General features: G+C 65.9%; 15 protein-coding genes. 9 read left to right on the top strand and 6 right to left on the bottom strand.

Annotation, left to right across the window (positions count from 1 at the left end; translation table 11 throughout):
• Positions 1 to 8: 8 nt before the first annotated feature.
• The gene (locus tag ATE64_RS11085; protein ID WP_058456614.1) at positions 9 to 1166 is read right to left on the bottom strand and encodes a serine hydrolase domain-containing protein; all 1158 of its coding nucleotides are present in this window, start codon (positions 1164 to 1166) and stop codon (positions 9 to 11) included.
• 60 nt (positions 1167 to 1226) lie between these two features.
• Positions 1227 to 1877 carry a CAP domain-containing protein gene (locus tag ATE64_RS11080; RefSeq protein ID WP_058456613.1) on the bottom strand — a complete coding sequence of 217 codons (651 nt, stop codon included), beginning with the start codon at positions 1875 to 1877 and terminating at the stop codon, positions 1227 to 1229.
• Positions 1878 to 2112: 235 nt separating this feature from the next.
• On the opposite strand from ATE64_RS11080, the gene ychF reads away from it, so the two are divergent.
• Entirely contained in the window at positions 2113 to 3210 is a 1098-nt protein-coding gene (ychF, locus tag ATE64_RS11075) for a redox-regulated ATPase YchF (RefSeq protein WP_058456612.1), read from the top strand.
• Here the strand turns inward: ychF and ATE64_RS11070 are convergent.
• Positions 3207 to 3611 carry a MerR family DNA-binding protein gene (locus tag ATE64_RS11070; RefSeq protein WP_058456611.1) on the bottom strand — a complete coding sequence of 135 codons (405 nt, stop codon included), beginning with the start codon at positions 3609 to 3611 and terminating at the stop codon, positions 3207 to 3209. The two genes, ychF and ATE64_RS11070, sit on opposite strands and share 4 nt — an antisense overlap.
• A 41-nt stretch (positions 3612 to 3652) precedes the next feature.
• Here ATE64_RS11070 and ATE64_RS11065 point away from each other — a divergent pair, with 41 nt between their 5' ends.
• From ATE64_RS11065 to ATE64_RS11055, 3 genes are read left to right on the top strand one after another with little or no spacing between them, the layout of a single operon-like run.
• Positions 3653 to 4390: a glutaredoxin family protein gene (locus ATE64_RS11065; protein ID WP_197410157.1), complete on the top strand. Its 738-nt coding sequence runs from the start codon at positions 3653 to 3655 to the stop codon at positions 4388 to 4390.
• A gap of 47 nt (positions 4391 to 4437) precedes the next feature.
• Positions 4438 to 4731 carry a hypothetical protein gene (locus ATE64_RS11060; protein ID WP_156416617.1) on the top strand — a complete coding sequence of 98 codons (294 nt, stop codon included), beginning with the start codon at positions 4438 to 4440 and terminating at the stop codon, positions 4729 to 4731.
• Positions 4732 to 4774: 43 nt separating this feature from the next.
• A complete protein-coding gene (locus tag ATE64_RS11055; protein ID WP_231729169.1) occupies positions 4775 to 6097 on the top strand; it encodes a hypothetical protein in 1323 nt (440 codons plus the stop codon).
• Between the two features lie 103 nt (positions 6098 to 6200).
• Here the strand turns inward: ATE64_RS11055 and ATE64_RS11050 are convergent, their stop codons facing one another.
• Complete coding sequence (locus ATE64_RS11050) at positions 6201 to 7205, bottom strand: DUF2167 domain-containing protein (protein ID WP_082657776.1); 1005 nt, start codon at positions 7203 to 7205, stop codon at positions 6201 to 6203.
• 146 nt (positions 7206 to 7351) lie between these two features.
• On the opposite strand from ATE64_RS11050, the gene ATE64_RS11045 reads away from it, so the two are divergent.
• Both ATE64_RS11045 and ATE64_RS11040 read left to right on the top strand, forming a co-directional pair.
• Positions 7352 to 8920, top strand: a complete 1569-nt coding sequence (locus ATE64_RS11045) for an alkaline phosphatase D family protein (RefSeq protein ID WP_058456608.1) — start codon at positions 7352 to 7354, stop codon at positions 8918 to 8920.
• A gap of 43 nt (positions 8921 to 8963) precedes the next feature.
• The gene (locus ATE64_RS11040; protein WP_058456607.1) at positions 8964 to 10157 is read left to right on the top strand and encodes a nucleotide pyrophosphatase/phosphodiesterase family protein; all 1194 of its coding nucleotides are present in this window, start codon (positions 8964 to 8966) and stop codon (positions 10155 to 10157) included.
• Here ATE64_RS11040 and ATE64_RS11035 read toward each other — a convergent pair whose 3' ends face one another.
• Together ATE64_RS11035 and mutL are read right to left on the bottom strand one after the other, a co-directional pair.
• Positions 10158 to 10688: a hypothetical protein gene (locus tag ATE64_RS11035; protein ID WP_058456606.1), complete on the bottom strand. Its 531-nt coding sequence runs from the start codon at positions 10686 to 10688 to the stop codon at positions 10158 to 10160. It lies immediately after the preceding gene.
• A gap of 1 nt (position 10689) precedes the next feature.
• Positions 10690 to 12510, bottom strand: coding sequence for a DNA mismatch repair endonuclease MutL (gene mutL, locus ATE64_RS11030; protein WP_058456605.1), 1821 nt, complete (start codon positions 12508 to 12510; stop codon positions 10690 to 10692).
• A 195-nt stretch (positions 12511 to 12705) separates the two neighbouring features.
• On the opposite strand from mutL, the gene ATE64_RS11025 reads away from it, so the two are divergent.
• The 3 genes from ATE64_RS11025 to mreD are packed head-to-tail and all read left to right on the top strand — an operon-like array spanning position 12706 to position 15193.
• On the top strand, positions 12706 to 13752 hold the full coding sequence (locus ATE64_RS11025) for a rod shape-determining protein (RefSeq protein ID WP_058456604.1): 1047 nt from the start codon (positions 12706 to 12708) through the stop codon (positions 13750 to 13752).
• Positions 13753 to 13769: 17 nt separating this feature from the next.
• Entirely contained in the window at positions 13770 to 14675 is a 906-nt protein-coding gene (gene mreC, locus ATE64_RS11020; RefSeq protein WP_058456603.1) for a rod shape-determining protein MreC, read from the top strand.
• On the top strand, positions 14672 to 15193 hold the full coding sequence (mreD, locus tag ATE64_RS11015; protein ID WP_058456602.1) for a rod shape-determining protein MreD: 522 nt from the start codon (positions 14672 to 14674) through the stop codon (positions 15191 to 15193). Before mreC ends, mreD begins: the two co-directional genes overlap by 4 nt.
• Positions 15194 to 15197 lie beyond the last annotated feature (4 nt).

Here is a 15197-nt window from a genome sequence, read left to right as displayed (position 1 = left end):
TCCCGGCGTCAGAGAAATTTGACGCCGGGATAGATCCATCCCCACGGCATTCCGGTTTCGCCGAGGATCGACCGCAGGATCATCGGCGACGCCGCCTCCGCCCGCGCGTCGTTCGACAGCAACAGCACGCAGCGCTGCCCGCGTTCGAGGCAGACGAGCATGTTGCGGGTGGAATCATTGTACCCACCCTTGAAGAAACCCGGCCCCTGCGGCCCGGCAAAGGTCACGACACCAAGCGCCGCCGACAGACCCTCGATCTGTTCGGACGCCGGCGCGTCCTCCTGCAAGACAGGAAATTGCGTAGCCGACCGGATCGGCAATTGCGGCCGCACAAGTTCGGCGCGCGCGGCTTCACCCAGACCGGTTCCCGACACGAAGGCTGCAACAAAATTGGCGAGATCGGTGATCGTCGTATCCATCGACCCTGCGACGCGGATACGGCTGCGCTCGTCGTGCGGTTCGACGCTGCCGTCGAGCCGCCAGCCGTCGGCCAGATTATCGGCGAAATCGGGGCGCCATTTCAGGCTGGTCCTGGGCATGTCGAGCGGATCGAAGACGAGCCGCTGCAGTTCGTGGTCCATGTCGAGGCCAAGTCCCTGCTCGAGCGCGAACTGGAGCAGGATCATCCCCTCGCCCGAATAGCTGTAGCGGCTGCCGGGCGCAAAATGTATGCGGAGCTTGCCATCGGGTTCGAGGAAGGAGAAATTGGCGAAGCCGGTGCTGTGCTGCAACGTCATCCGCGGCGTGATCGCCCGCCAGCGATCGTCGCCCGCCAGATCGCCCCACGCGCCATAGGCGTCGAGATTGCCGTAATCGGGAAGCGGCTTCGGCAGCATCGCGGCGATCGGCCGGTCGAGATCGACCCTTCCTTCGTCGACCAGCCGCATCACGAAATAGCCGAAGAGCGCCTTGGTGATCGAGGCGCCGTACATGACGGTGTCAGGCGTCAACGGATCGCCCTTGGCGTTGCGCGCGCCGAAGCTCTGCACCGACACGACCTTCCCGCGATCGATCACCGCAATTGCCAGGCCCCGCGCGCCCGTCGCGGCCATCGCCTTTTGCGCGGTCGACGCAATCGCGGCCTTGTCGGGGAGCGGCTTCGCTTCGGCTGGCATGGCCCCGGCAAGCAGCGGCAGGATCAGGGCCATTTTCGCACGTCGGATCATGATCGCTCCTGTTTTCAGCGAGATCACTGTTATATTATGGCAATACAGTTGACAAGGCGGCTATGGCGCCGATCGCTGCGGGGGAGGTGGCGGCGAGCCGTCGCGCGTCGGAGACATCAGGATCACGCACATCAGGCGATAATGCGGGTGCGACCCGCAGGCGACGCCGGCATAGCGCAGGTCGCTGCGCAGCAGACTGAAGCGGTGGCCGCGCCCCGGAACGCCGTCGTCGATCAGTAGCTGGTGGATAACCCCCGGCGGCGTCTGATGGCCATAGGTGATGACCTCGCTGACGTAGGGGCCGCCGCCGCGCGCGCGCATCCTGACGCCGGGATCGCTGTTGTTCGAATAATGGCCGACGGCACCCGACCGCGATTGCACCGCGACATGGTCGGCGGCAGCCCGCTGGAGCAGGTCGCTCCAGACGAAGGACGGTCGCGGCGCCTCCGATCGCAACGCACGGATCGCCTCATTGACCGCGGCGACGCCCTCGTTCGTCATGATGTCGATGTCCTCGCCCTCTTCGGCGATCAGCAGCTTGCCGTCGAAGCGATCGCGATAGCCGGTCAGGTCATCGGCATAGGCCGCGGGATCGTCGCGGAAATGGTTGAGATCCTTGAACACCGCCGCCTCGAAGCCCGAGGGCGCGGCGGAGGCGGCGGCAGACACCGCCATCGCAGCGAGACCCGCGATCAGGAATCGGTTTCGCATAACCGGGACGTAGCGCACCGCGTCTGAATTTCCTGCATCTTTCGTCCAGTCCCTCGTTCGGTTCGGCGCACCCACGCGCCATTGCACCGCGAACTCCATCGTCGCCGGGCCACGTGCATCGCCCTCCAGCCGGTCTGGCGCGCCATATGGCTGGCATCGGACGCGACTTGGCGCTAGGGGCGCGGGCAAGACATGGCGTTCCATCCAGCAGCGCGCCAAACCTCACGGAGTTTTTATGGGTTTCAAATGCGGGATCGTCGGCCTGCCCAACGTCGGCAAGTCCACCCTGTTCAACGCGCTGACCGAAACCGCGGCGGCGCAGGCGGCAAACTATCCCTTCTGCACGATCGAGCCGAACATCGGCAATGTCGCGGTGCCCGACGACCGGCTGGAAAAGCTGGCCGCCATCGCGAGCAGCAAGAAGATCATCGCGACGCAGCTCGCCTTCGTCGACATCGCCGGGCTGGTGCGCGGCGCGTCGAAAGGCGAAGGGCTGGGCAACCAGTTCCTCGGCAACATCCGCGAGGTCGATGCGATCGTCCATGTCCTGCGCTGTTTCGAAGATGACGACATCCAGCATGTCGAAAACCGCGTCGATCCCGTCGCCGACGCCGAGACGGTCGAGACCGAGCTGCTGCTCGCCGACCTCGAAAGCCTCGAAAAGCGCGTTCCCGCCTTTGCCAAGAAGGCCGCACAGGGCGACAAGGAGGCGAAGATCGCCGCGTCGGTCCTCGGCCAGGCGCTCGACCTTTTGCGTGACGGCAAGCCCGCACGCCTCGTGGAACCCAAGGATGACGAGGAAGCCCGTGTGCTGCGGACCGCACAGCTGCTGACCTCGAAGCCCGTCCTATACGTCTGCAACGTCGACGAAGGCAGCGCGGCGAAGGGCAACGCCTTTTCGGAAAAGGTCTTCGCCAAGGCCGCGGCCGAGGGCGCGCAGGCCGTTGTCGTCTCGGCGGCGATCGAGAGCGAGCTGGTGACGATGGACATGGCCGACCGGCTCGAATTCCTCGAAGAGATGGGCCTGCACGAAACCGGCCTCGCGCGCGTCATCCGGGCCGGCTACGAGCTGCTCCACCTCATCACCTTCTTCACCGTCGGCCCGCAGGAAGCGCGCGCGTGGACCGTCCGCACCGGCGCGACCGCGCCCGAAGCCGCGGGCGAGATCCACAGCGATTTCCAGAAGGGCTTCATCCGCGCCGAGACGATCGCCTATGACGATTATGTCACGCTCGGCGGCGAGGCGAAGGCGCGCGAAGCCGGCAAGCTACGCGCCGAGGGCAAGGCCTATGTCGTCCACGACGGCGACGTGATGCACTTCCTGCATAGCTAGGCCGGGTCGAACGCGGCCAGAATCGGGCACGGCCCCTTGTCGCTCTTCGCGCACTGATCAGCGAGGCGCGCGAGAGCAGCCCGAGTTTCGGTCATCTGCGAAATCTTCTCATCGAGCACCTCGATCCGCTGGCGCGCCAGCGCACGCACGCGCGGCCGATCGTCGCTCTGATCGAGCTCGAGCAGTTCGGAAATCTCGTCGAGCGTGAAGCCCGAGGTCTGCGCCGAGCGGATGAACTTAAGGCGGCGCACATCGTCCGCATCGTAGCGCCTGATGCCGCCACCCCAGCCGTCGCCGCCGCTGCGCGCGGGCGTGCCCATCAGCCCGCGCCGCTGATAATAGCGGATCGTTTCGACCCCGACGCCGCCCGCAGCCGCCAATTTACCGATCGTGAGTTGCATCGCTTGACTCCGTACCATGGTACAGAAGCTATATGGGTCGCATGACGAAGCAAGCAACCCTCCATCGCATGGTCTTTCCCGACCACATCTGCCCCTTTGGCCTAAAGGCGAAGCATCTACTCGAACGCCGGGGCTATACCGTCGATGACCGTTGGCTGACGACGCGCACAGAAACCGACGCTTTCAAGGCGAAACATGGCGTCAAGACAACGCCGCAAACCTTCATCGATGGCGTCCGCGTCGGAGGCTACGACGATCTCCGTCATCATTTCGGACTGAAAGTCGCCGACGCGAACGCCACCAGCTATACCCCGGTCATCGCGCTGTTCACGATGACCGGGCTGATGGCGCTGGCGGCGAGCTTCGCGGTCGAGGGCAGCGCCTTCACGCTCCGCGCCGCCGAATGGTTCATCTCGTTCAGCATGGTCGTGCTGGCGCTGCTCAAGCTACAGGACGTCGACCGGTTTGCGACGATGTTTCTGAACTACGACCTGCTCGCCAGGCGCTGGGTGCCCTATGCCAGCATCTATCCGTTTGCCGAAGGTCTCGCTGGCGTGCTGATGACCGCGCACGCGCTGCCCGGACTGTCGATCCCGATCGCGCTTTTCATCGGCGGCATCGGCGCGGCATCCGTGTTAAAAGCCGTCTATATCGACAGACGCGACATCAAATGCGCGTGCGTCGGTGGCAGCAGCAAGGTGCCGCTGGGCTTCGTCTCGCTGACCGAAAATGTCATGATGGTCGCGATGGCGTTCTGGATGATGCGGATTTGGTTTTGACGGCCCCGCCTTTTCTCTTCCCGTTCGGCCGTGCTATGGGCGGCGCGATGTTGCGGCATTTGCTCCTCGCGCTGTTCCTGATCGGCTTGTCGCTGCCCGCGATGGCGCTGCCGGCGCGGGGGCAGAGCGCGCCGGTCGATTGTCATGGCACGCAACCCACGCACAAGCCTGACGGCAATGCCGGCAAAGTGGGCCATTTCTGCATCGGCTGCGTCGCCAATCCGGCGCTGCCAGCCGCGGAAGCGCCGCTTCCCCTTCCCGCTGCCGCGCCCGTTGCGCAGCCGATGACGGCGCTCGCGGGCGCCAATGCGCCGCCGAGCACCCCGCCCCCCCGCATCTGACGAAGACGGAAACCCCATTCCCGTTCTTTGTCAGGAAATTTATATGTCGAAACTGCCTTTTCTGGCGGGCGCCGCGGCGCTTGCCTTCTTTTCCCCATCCGCAGCCGCGCAGGATCATGGAGGACATGACATGTCCGCCGGAGCGGCCTCAGGCGACGAACCGATGGATCATGCGCGGATGGATCATTCGGCGATGGACCATTCGGCGGTGAGCCACGGCGATCCGGCGAGCCCCGCCGAGGGGTCGGGAACCGCGCGCCTGCCCGCCAACGAAGGCGGCCACACCGGGCTGCATATCGACGCCGGCGATGACTGGATGGTCATGGCGCACGGCTTCGCCTGGGGCGTCTATTCGGACCAGTCGGGGCCGCGCGGCGACGACAAGGCCACTATCCAGTCGATGCTGATGCTGTCGGGCGAAAAGGACACCGGATGGGGCCGCATCCAGCTCAAATCGATGATGAGCCTCGAGCCGCTGATGTCGAACCGCGGCTACCCCAACCTGTTCGCGACCGGCGAGACCGCAGGCGGCGAGCCGCTCGTCGATCGCCAACATCCGCACGACCTGTTCATGGAACTGGCGGCTCGGGTGGACATCGATGTCGGCGACAATGGCGAACGCATCTTCCTCTATGGCGGTCCCGTCGGCGAGCCAGCCATCGGGCCGAGCGCCTTCATGCACCGCGGCAGCGCCCGCTATAATCCCGAGGCGCCGATCACCCACCACTGGTTCGATTCGACGCACATCACCTATGGCGTCGCGACGCTGGGCTATCAGACGCGGGCGTTTCAACTCGAGGGCTCGCTCTTCACCGGCCGCGAGCCTGACGAGAAGCGCTGGAACATCGAAACGCCGCGCTTCGACAGTTGGGCAGTGCGTGGCACGTGGACCCCAACGCCCGACTGGGCGCTGCAGGTCAGCCATGCGCGCCTCAAGCAACCCGAGGCGCAGCATCCGGGCGAGAATGAGCATAGGACGACCGCGAGCATCCAATATGCGAACGGCCGGGGCCTGTCGGCGACCGCAGCGTTCAGCGCCAAGAACCGCGACCCCGGCGACACGCTCACCGCATATCTCGTCGAGGTGAATTGGGACATCGACGATCATCACACGCTGTTCGGACGGATCGAGAACGTGAAAAATGACGAACTGTTTTCGGACCATGACGACCCGCTTCACGATGTGCCGTTCCGCGTAACCAAATTCCAGGCGGGCTATGCCTATCGCATTCCGCTCACCGGGCCGCTGAACCTCGCGCTCGGCGGCAGCGTCGCGGCGTTCGACAAGCCGCGACTGCTCGATGCCGCTTATGGCAAGAACCCGATCGGCGCGACCGTGTTCGCTCGGCTCAGTATCGGGCGGTAGCTATCGCCCAACGTCCTTGCCTCGTCACCCCGGACTCGATCCGGGGTCCAAGCGGTCGAACGCGGCGGTGGATGCCGGATCAAGTCCGGCATGACGAGGAAGGTCAGTCGCGCTTGTCCTCGTCGGCGAGCGCTTCCCATTCGGAGGCGTCCATCGCGGGCTTGCGGCCGAACAGTCCGCCGATGAAATTGCGGAAGCCAGCGAAAAGCGCGACGAGGCCAATCAGCAGGAATTTGCCGAACTTGGCGAGGATCGCCAGCAACCCGACCTTCTTCGCGACCGCCGCCGCGCCACCGGCCGCGACGAGCCCTGCGAGGCCATATTCGGCCTTCTTGTCGGTCGACGCGTTATAATCGGCATAGCGCGCCCCGGTATGGAAGCTGCCGACGCTGGCGAAGGTCTTTGCCGCCTGGCGCACATCGTCGAGCTGACTCATGCTTGCGAGGATGTTCATGCTCAGCACACCTTCGCGTCCGAGCAAGCGGATGTCGTAGTTGAGCGTATCTTCGGGCGTATCGTCGAACTTGATGTCGCGCGCCCAGACGAGCGAATGCCGACCCGCATCGTAGGTCGGTGCCTGCGCCCAGCGCTGGAGAATGCCCGCGGGATAGCCCTGCGCACGGATGTCGGCCGCCTGCGCCTCGTCGCTCGCCTTCATGTTCGCGAGCATCTCTTCATAGTCGATCGTCTTGGCATCATCGTCCGACACATAGCCGGTGCCCTCATAGGTGATCACCGCCGACCAGGTGTCGTCGATGAAGCTCTTGCCCTTCGGAAACACCATGCCGAGCACACCGTTCGCCGACGCGGGCGGGTTGCGCCAGATGTCGACCAGGATCGTGCGCGACTGTTCGGGCCCGACGAAATAATATTGGTCGCCCAGATTGAGGTCGGCCTTCGCCGCCTGAATCGGGATCGTCCCCGTCTGGCGGTCGAGCTCCTTCAGCAGCTTCTCGGTCGCGGCGCGCTGCCGCGCGATCATCTCGCTCTCGGCCGAGCTGGCGGTGGTCGTCGGTGCGGCCGCATGAAGAATGGTAGTTGGCGCTGCCGCGATCGCGAGCGCCCCTGCCAAAGCCAATGCGCTGCGCTTGTTCGATATTCTGCTCATGATCATCCCCCCGGTTGATCACCGGTCTGTCTCAAACTTGGGCGATGCTGACAAGCGGCAAAAGGGCCAAAGCGGCGCATGGGCATGCGTGGATGGCTCGGCTATGCCGTTCGCGCTGAGTCGCATTTTTCGCTTTCGGAGCCGCCATGCTGAACCGCCGCCATTTTCTTGCTACCGCGACGCTTGCCGGGCTGTCGGCGCCCGCGATTCTGCGCGCGGAGGCCGGCATCTTCCGCGACTTTCCGTTCGGGCTTGGCGTCGCCGCGGGCGATCCGGCGAGCGATGGCTTCGTCATCTGGACGCGCCTCGCGCCCGAGCCGATGGCGCCGCACGGCGGGATGCCGCCGGTCAACGTGCCTGTCGATTGGGAGGTCTCTCCCGACAGCGGCTTTCGCGAGGTCGTCGCCAAGGGAACCGAACTCGCCCGTCCGGAACTCGGCCACAGCGTTCATGTCGAGGTTGCCGGGCTCCAGCCGAACCGCCCCTATTATTACCGCTTCACCGCAGGCGGCGAGCGCAGCCTACGCGGGCGGGCGAAGACGCTGCCCCCGGTCGGCGCCAACGTCGATGCGCTGACGTTCGGCGTCTGCGGCTGCCAGCACTATGAATCGGGCTTCTATGGCGCGTACCGTCATCTCGCCCGCGAGGACCTCGCCTTCGTCTATCACTACGGCGACTTCATCTATGAGTATCAGCAGGATTACCTGTTTCCCGACGGCCTCCCCGTCCGGCCCGTGCGCCAATATGCGTTGCGCGGACTGCAGGATCTCGGCGACTTCCGCACCGCCTATTCGCAGACATTGTTCGACATCGACATGCAGGCGGCGCGGTCGCAGCACGCGTTCGTCTCCAGCTTCGACGATCACGAGATCCGCAACGACTGGGTCTCGGTCTATGACGACTGGAAGATGGACCTCGACGGCAATGACCCCGACGCGCCGCCGCCCGAAGTCTTCATGCTGCGCCGCCAGGCGGCGTTCCAGGCGTGGTACGAGCATATGCCGGTGCGCAAGGCGCTGCTCCCGCGCGGCGGCTTCATCGCGGCGAACCGCGAGCTGCGCTACGGCAATCTGATGGCGATGCAGATACTCGATACGCGGCAGTATCGCAGCAATCAGCCTTGCGGCGACGGCTTCAAGCCGGCGTGCCCCGAAGTATTTGCCAAGGATGCGCAGGTGCTCGGCAAGGCGCAGGAGGACTGGCTCGCGAAGAATCTCGGCGAAGGCGGCGCGACTTGGAACGGCATCGCGCAGCAGGTGACGATGATGGCACTCGACCGCCGCCGCCGCGAGGACGAGCCGAAGAAGATCGTCAATCTCGACAGCTGGCCGGGTTACGACGCCCCGCGCGAGCGCATCCTCTCGCGTTTCGCGGGGCTCAAGAATACCGTCGTGCTGACCGGCGACGAGCATCAGAATTTCTGCGGCGATCTGGTCCACAGGGACAAGGTCGTCGGCGCCGAAGTCGTTGCAACCTCGATCTCGAGCGGCGGCGACGGCAGCGACCAGCGCAAGGGCACCGACGTGTTCCTGAAGCTGAACCCCGAGCTCAAATTCGCGAACGACCAGCGCGGCTATGTCGTGTGCGAGGTCGGCAAGGAGGCGTGGCAATCGCACTTCATGGTCGTCGACAAGGTCACAACCCCGACCAACACGCTGTCGAAGCGCGCGACCGCGGTGGTCGAGCGCGATATCGCCGGGATCAAGATGGCCTGATCCTGTCGCCGGAGCGTCATATATCGGGCATAGCGGAGCGCGCATGACACGCTTTCTCTCGCTGCTTCTGCTGCTGTTCGTCGCCGCGCCCGTCGTGGCGCAGGAAACTCGCAAGCCCGTCACCATCCTGATCTCGATCGACGGCTTTCGCGCCGACTATCGGGAGCGCGGCATCACGCCGACCCTGTCGAAGCTGGCGGCCGAGGGCGCGCACGGCGCGCTGCGCCCGTCGTTTCCGACCAAGACCTTCCCCAATCATTATGCGATCGTCACCGGGAAGCGCCCCGACAACAACGGAATCACCGGCAACAACATGATCGACCCGCGGCGACCCGCGGTGAAGTTCAGCCTTAGCGACCCCAAGCAGTCGCTCGATCCCTTCTGGTGGGACGAGGCGGAGCCGGCCTGGGTGACCGCGAACAAGGCCGGCGTCCGCACCGCGACGATGTTCTGGCCGGGCAGCGAGGTCGCGATCCACGAGATACGTCCGCCCGACTGGCTCCGCTACGACGAGAATGTCGGCTATGCGCAGCGCGTCAACACGATCCTCGACTGGATGCGCCGTCCCGCCGACATCCGCCCGGCCTTCGTGACGCTCTATTTCGAGGCGGTCGATAGCGCGGGGCATGAGTTTGGTCCCGACAGCGCCGAAGTGAACGCCGCGATCGCGGAGGTGGATGCACGGATCGGCGACCTCGTCGCAGGGCTCGCTGCGATGGGCCAGCCGGCGCAGTTGCTCGTCGTCGCCGATCACGGGATGCGCGCGATCGACGAAAGCCGCGTGATCCAGCTGGCCGACCTGATCGACCTGCCCAGCATCATCGCGGTCGAGACGGGCCCCTATGCCGCGATCGAACCCGCCGCGGGGACCGACAACCGCGTCTATGACGCACTGCTCAAGCCGCACGACCATATGACGTGCAACCGGCGCGAGGAGCTGCCCGAGCGGTTGCACTATGGCAAGAATCCGCGCGTCGCGGCGATCATCTGCATCGCCGAGCCCGGCTGGTCGATCCTCGCCGGCCCGCCGCAATGGCCGGTCAAGGGCGGCGCCCACGGCTATGACAATCAGGATCTGCAGATGCTCGCGCTTTTCGTGGCAAGCGGCACGCCGCTGAAGGGTGACGTCGGCATCGTCGACAATATCGAAGTCTATCCGCTGCTCATGCGACTGATCGGCGTCGCACCGATCCCGGGCGACGCCAGCGGCGCGCTCGTCAAACGCCTGCCGCGCTGATCAGCGCACCACCGCCATCGCGCGGATGGAGGCGTTCGGCGCGTTGACGATCTGGAGCAGGTAGCGGCCTTCGGTCACGTTGAAGTCGACCGTCTTGCGGATTCCCGAGCAAGCGGGGCCGTGCCCGTGGCTGACCGACGCTACCGTCTTTCCGTCATGCACGAGATCGATCCACGCGCCCTCGTCGAGCGCGACGGTGAGGCGGCCGGGTTTCTTGACGATGATCGGCACCATGCCGCCGAACTTGAACGGATCGGGCTCGCGCGCGGGCGCGATCCAGTAGCTGAGGCTTTCGTACCGGTGGAGCGCGAGCCCGGTGCGCGCGGCCGCCAGCGGCGGCCAGTCGGCAGCACGGGCGTCGCCATAGCCGTAGATGGTCTTGTTCGAACTGTTCCGCGCCCAGTCTGACAGCTCGGGCGGCAGGACGGGTTTGGCGGGGCAGGCGTCGGGCTTTTTGGCCGGGGCAGCCATCACGAAAGGCACCGGTACGGAAGATGCCGCCAATAGCAGTGCGATTGCGAAAGACCTCATCCTATTTCCTTCCGAACAGTTTCTCCACATCGTCCATTGCGAGTTTCACCCAGGTCGGGCGGCCGTGGTTGCACTGGCCCGAATGCGGCGTCACCTCCATCTGGCGGAGCAGCGCGTTCATTTCGGGTACGCTGAGGGTTCGTCCGGCCCGCACCGAGCCGTGACACGCCATCGTCGCGGCAACGAGTTCGAGTTTTTCGGAGAGGCCGAGCGCGGCGTCATAGCCCGCGAGATCGTCGGCGATGTCGTTGACGAGTTTTTGCGTGTCGATCGCCCCGAGCATCGCGGGCGTCGCGCGCACCATGACCGCCGCAGGACCAAAGCGTTCGAGCTCGACGCCGAGCGCGGCGAGCTGCGGCGCGGCGGCTTCGAGCCGGTCGCACGCGGGTTCGTCGAGTTCGATGACTTCGGGCAGCAGCAGCCCCTGCGATGGCACGGCGCGCCCCGCCATGCCGTGGCGGAGCTGTTCGAGCACGAGCCGTTCGTGGGCCGCATGCTGATCGACGATCACAAGCCCGTCCTCGGCCTCGGCGACGATGTAGGTTTTGGCGATCTGGCCGCGCGCGATGCCGAGCGGGTGCTCGTCGGCCATCGGCGGCGGCGCGACGGCGACCTCGGCGCGCCCCGAGGGCGGCGCGGGCGCCGCCGACGCAAAGGGCACGAGCCGGTCATAGACGCGCGCGACATCCTCGCCCGCCGGCGTGATGTCGGCACCGAACAGGTGGACGGCGGGCTCGGTACGGCGACCGAAGAGGAAACCCGTCGCGGGCTCGGGCGGCGGCACCGGCTCTTGCTGCCACGCCGACAGCGCCGCCTCGGCGGGACGCTGCACGCTGCGGAACCCATGCTCGTCGAGCGCGCGGCGAAGCCCGCCGACGATCATCCCGCGAACGAGTTGCGGATCGCGGAACCGCACTTCGGTCTTCGCGGGATGGACGTTCACGTCGACCTCGCTGGTCGGAATATCGAGGAACAGCGCGACGACCGGATGGCGATCGCGCGCGAGCAGGTCGGCGTAGGCGCCGCGCAGCGCGCCGACGAGCAGCCGGTCCTTCACCGGGCGCCCGTTGACGAACAGATATTGATGGTCGGCGATGCCGCGGTTGTAGGTCGGCAGGCTGATGACGCCGCCAAGCCGCGCCTCGCCGCGTTCCACATCGACCCCGATGCTGTTCGCCGCCAGCTCGCGCTGGGTGAGCGCGGCGACCCGCGACAGCTGATCCTGTCCGCCCTGCACGTCAAGGACGCGGCGCCCGTCATGTTCGACGACGAAGGCGATGTCGGGGCGCGCCATCGCAAGTCGCTTCACGACGTCGAGGCAGGCGGCATATTCGCTGCGAGGGCTGCGCAGGAACTTGCGCCGTGCCGGAACGCGCGCGAACAGATCCTCGACGAGAAGGCGCGTCCCTTTCGCCAGCGCCGCCGGCCCTTCGGCGATCACGGCGCCGTTGTCGACCACGCGTCGCCACCCCTCGCCACCGGCAACCCGGCTTTCGAGCGTCAGCCGCGCGACGCTCGCGATCGAGGGCAACGCCTCGCCGCGGAAACCCATCGTCGTGACGTCCTCGATCGCATCGGTCGGCAGCTTCGAGGTCGCATGGCGTTCGAGGGCCAGCGCCATGTCGGCGGCGGTCATTCCGCAACCGTCATCCTCGACCTCCAGCCGCGCCATCCCGCCCTCGGCGATTCGCACCGAAATGCGAGTCGCGCCGGCGTCGATGGCGTTTTCAACCAGCTCCTTGAGCGCCGCGGCCGGTCTTTCAACCACTTCACCGGCCGCGATCCGATTTACGAGCTTTTCCGGCAGGCGGCGTATTGACATGGAAGCTCTCCTAGCGCAGTCGGACGCAAATCGCGACCCATCCGCACAGCCTGATCATTTTATCCAGCCATCCGTTCGGACAGGCCGGACTCTCCCCCTGATTGCTGCTGTTGACGGCGGGACATGCGGAGTCAAAATTCTACGGGGGCACGGTCCATCCTGGACCGGCGGCGCCGATGACAGGAAGCAGTATAGATGTCCTTCTTTTCTCGCTGGCTTAAATTCAATTCCCAAGACATGGCTATCGACCTCGGCACCGCGAACACCGTGGTCTATGTGCGCGGCAAGGGCATCGTGCTCAACGAGCCGTCGGTGGTGGCGGTCGAGACGCTGAACGGTATCAAGCGCGTGAAGGCGGTCGGCGACGATGCGAAGCTGATGATGGGCAAGACCCCCGACAGCATCGAGGCGATCCGTCCGCTGCGTGACGGCGTCATCGCCGACATCGACGTCGCCGAACAGATGATCAAGCACTTCATCACCAAGGTGCATGGCGGCAAGCCCAATGCGTTCCGCAGCCCCGAAATCGTGATCTGCGTCCCCTCGGGCTCGACCAGCGTCGAACGCCGCGCGATCCGCGACGCCGCGTCGAACGCGGGCGCCAGCGAAGTGTGGCTGATCGAGGAGCCGATGGCCGCCGCGATCGGCGCCGACATGCCAGTCACCGAACCGATCGGGTCGATGGTGGTCGATATCGGCGGCGGCACCACCGAAGTCGCGGTGCTCTCGCTCCGCGGCCTCGCCTACACCACCTCGGTCCGCGCCGGCGGCGACAAGATGGACGAAGCGATCGTCTCCTATGTCCGCCGACACCATAACCTGCTGATCGGCGAAGCGACCGCGGAGCGGATCAAGAAGGATTTCGGCATCGCGCGCATCCCCGCCGACGGCGTCGGCATGACGATCCACATCAAGGGCCGCGACCTCGTCAACGGCGTGCCCAAGGAAATCTCGATCAACCAGGCGCAGATCGCCGAGGCGCTGTCCGAACCGATCGGCACGATCGTCGAGGGCGTCCGCATCGCGCTGGAGAACACCGCGCCCGAACTCGCGGCCGACATCGTCGACCAGGGAATCGTGCTGACCGGCGGCGGTGCGCTGATCGCCGAGCTCGACGAACTGCTCCGCGACGCGACCGGCCTGCCCGTCACGGTCGCCGAAGACCCGCTGACCTGCGTCGCGATCGGCACCGGCCGCGCGATGGAGGATCCGGCCTTCCGCGGCGTGCTGCAGCAAGCCTGATCGGGTAACGTCGCACCATGGTCCGCCCGGCACATCGGCGTCCGGGGCAATCCCGAAAGGCCCAGTACAGCCTGTTCGTTGCCTATGTCATTGCGGTGACAGGGGCAGTGGCGGGCTTGCTGCTGGCTGTGCTTTCGGTCGTCGATCCCGTCGGCTTCGCTGCGCTGCGCGTCGCGAGCCACGAGGTCACGGCGCCGATCGCGCGCGCCAGCCGGTCGGTCATCGGTTCGATCTCGGGCATCGATGACGCCGTGTCCGCCTATGTTGGTGCAGGATCGCAGAACCGCCGGCTCCGCAAGGAACTCGCCGCGACCCGCCGCCAGCTGGTCGCAACCAGCTCGCTGCAGGAAGAGAACCGGCAGCTCAAGACGCTGCTCAAACTGCAGGAGGCCGACAAGACCGCGATCGCCAACGGGTATCTGCTCACCTCGACCTCGACGAGCAGCAAGCGCATCGCGCTGCTCAGCATCGGACGCAATCTGGGTGTCGCGGCGGGTCAACCGGTGCGCGGTGCCGACGGTCTGATCGGCCGCATCCTCGGCTCGGGTCCGTCGGTATCGCAGGTGCTGCTGATCACCGATATCGACAATATCGTTCCCGTCCGCCGCGCGCGCGACGGTCTGCCCGCGCTTGCCTATGGCCGCGGCAACGGCGATCTCGACATCCGCACGCTCAATATCGCGAACAATCCGTTCAAACCCGGCGATATCCTCGTCACCTCAGGAACCGGCGGCCTCTATCCGCCGAACATCCCGGTCGCGATCGTCATCCGCCGCCAGGACGACGGCGCCCTCGCCCGTCCGCTCGCCGACCCCGCGAAGGTCGACGCGGTGTCGGTGCTTCGCCCCTATACGCCCGACAATGCCGAGGCGCTGCTGAAGCCCGACGCCGACGCGGTGCCGGAGGTTCCGAAGGCGCCATGAACCAGAAAGGGCCGCGTCTCGGCGAACCGGCATCGCTGTGGCGGATGCGCGCGGTGCCGGTCGCCACGGTGCTGATCGCATCGGCGCTGCCGCTGATGCTGCCGCTGGTCGCGAGTTCGCCGGTGCTGCCGCCGCTCGGCCTGCTGTTCTTCCTCTGCTGGCAGCTGCTGCGGACGGAGATGTGGCCGGTGTGGATCGGTCTGCCCCTCGGCCTGTGGGACGACCTGTTCAGCGGCGCGCCGATCGGCACGGCCGTCTTCCTGTGGACCGCGGCGAGCATCGCGATCGCCTATCTGTCGCAGCGCATCTATTGGCGCGGCTTTTTCCACGACTGGGCGATCGGCGCGCTGCTCGTGGCTATCGTCCAGTCGATCGCCGCGCTGCTCACCCATCCGCACGCCGAGACCGGACGCGTTTTGGGCCTGGTCGCGCCGCAAATCATCGTTTCGATCCTGCTCCTCCCGCTCTTCCTTCGCCTCACCGGCAAGTTTGACAATTTCCGCCTGAAACGTCGATAAAACC

The sequence above is a fragment of the Sphingopyxis sp. H073 genome (assembly GCF_001468395.1).
Lineage (GTDB): Bacteria > Pseudomonadota > Alphaproteobacteria > Sphingomonadales > Sphingomonadaceae > Sphingopyxis.
This window is presented reverse-complemented; position numbering and strand designations above follow the sequence as displayed.

What these genes read in the sequence shown, in the direction of transcription:
- ATE64_RS11085 (WP_058456614.1), bottom strand. Translation starts at nt 1,166, where the DNA reads ATGATCCGACGTGCGAAAATGGCCCTGATCCTGCCGCTGCTTGCCGGG.
- ATE64_RS11080 (WP_058456613.1), bottom strand. Translation starts at nt 1,877, where the DNA reads ATGCGAAACCGATTCCTGATCGCGGGTCTCGCTGCGATGGCGGTGTCT.
- ychF (WP_058456612.1), top strand. Translation starts at nt 2,113, where the DNA reads ATGGGTTTCAAATGCGGGATCGTCGGCCTGCCCAACGTCGGCAAGTCC.
- ATE64_RS11070 (WP_058456611.1), bottom strand. Translation starts at nt 3,611, where the DNA reads ATGCAACTCACGATCGGTAAATTGGCGGCTGCGGGCGGCGTCGGGGTC.
- ATE64_RS11065 (WP_197410157.1), top strand. Translation starts at nt 3,653, where the DNA reads ATGACGAAGCAAGCAACCCTCCATCGCATGGTCTTTCCCGACCACATC.
- ATE64_RS11060 (WP_156416617.1), top strand. Translation starts at nt 4,438, where the DNA reads ATGTTGCGGCATTTGCTCCTCGCGCTGTTCCTGATCGGCTTGTCGCTG.
- ATE64_RS11055 (WP_231729169.1), top strand. Translation starts at nt 4,775, where the DNA reads ATGTCGAAACTGCCTTTTCTGGCGGGCGCCGCGGCGCTTGCCTTCTTT.
- ATE64_RS11050 (WP_082657776.1), bottom strand. Translation starts at nt 7,205, where the DNA reads ATGAGCAGAATATCGAACAAGCGCAGCGCATTGGCTTTGGCAGGGGCG.
- ATE64_RS11045 (WP_058456608.1), top strand. Translation starts at nt 7,352, where the DNA reads ATGCTGAACCGCCGCCATTTTCTTGCTACCGCGACGCTTGCCGGGCTG.
- ATE64_RS11040 (WP_058456607.1), top strand. Translation starts at nt 8,964, where the DNA reads ATGACACGCTTTCTCTCGCTGCTTCTGCTGCTGTTCGTCGCCGCGCCC.
- ATE64_RS11035 (WP_058456606.1), bottom strand. Translation starts at nt 10,688, where the DNA reads ATGAGGTCTTTCGCAATCGCACTGCTATTGGCGGCATCTTCCGTACCG.
- mutL (WP_058456605.1), bottom strand. Translation starts at nt 12,510, where the DNA reads ATGTCAATACGCCGCCTGCCGGAAAAGCTCGTAAATCGGATCGCGGCC.
- ATE64_RS11025 (WP_058456604.1), top strand. Translation starts at nt 12,706, where the DNA reads ATGTCCTTCTTTTCTCGCTGGCTTAAATTCAATTCCCAAGACATGGCT.
- mreC (WP_058456603.1), top strand. Translation starts at nt 13,770, where the DNA reads ATGGTCCGCCCGGCACATCGGCGTCCGGGGCAATCCCGAAAGGCCCAG.
- mreD (WP_058456602.1), top strand. Translation starts at nt 14,672, where the DNA reads ATGAACCAGAAAGGGCCGCGTCTCGGCGAACCGGCATCGCTGTGGCGG.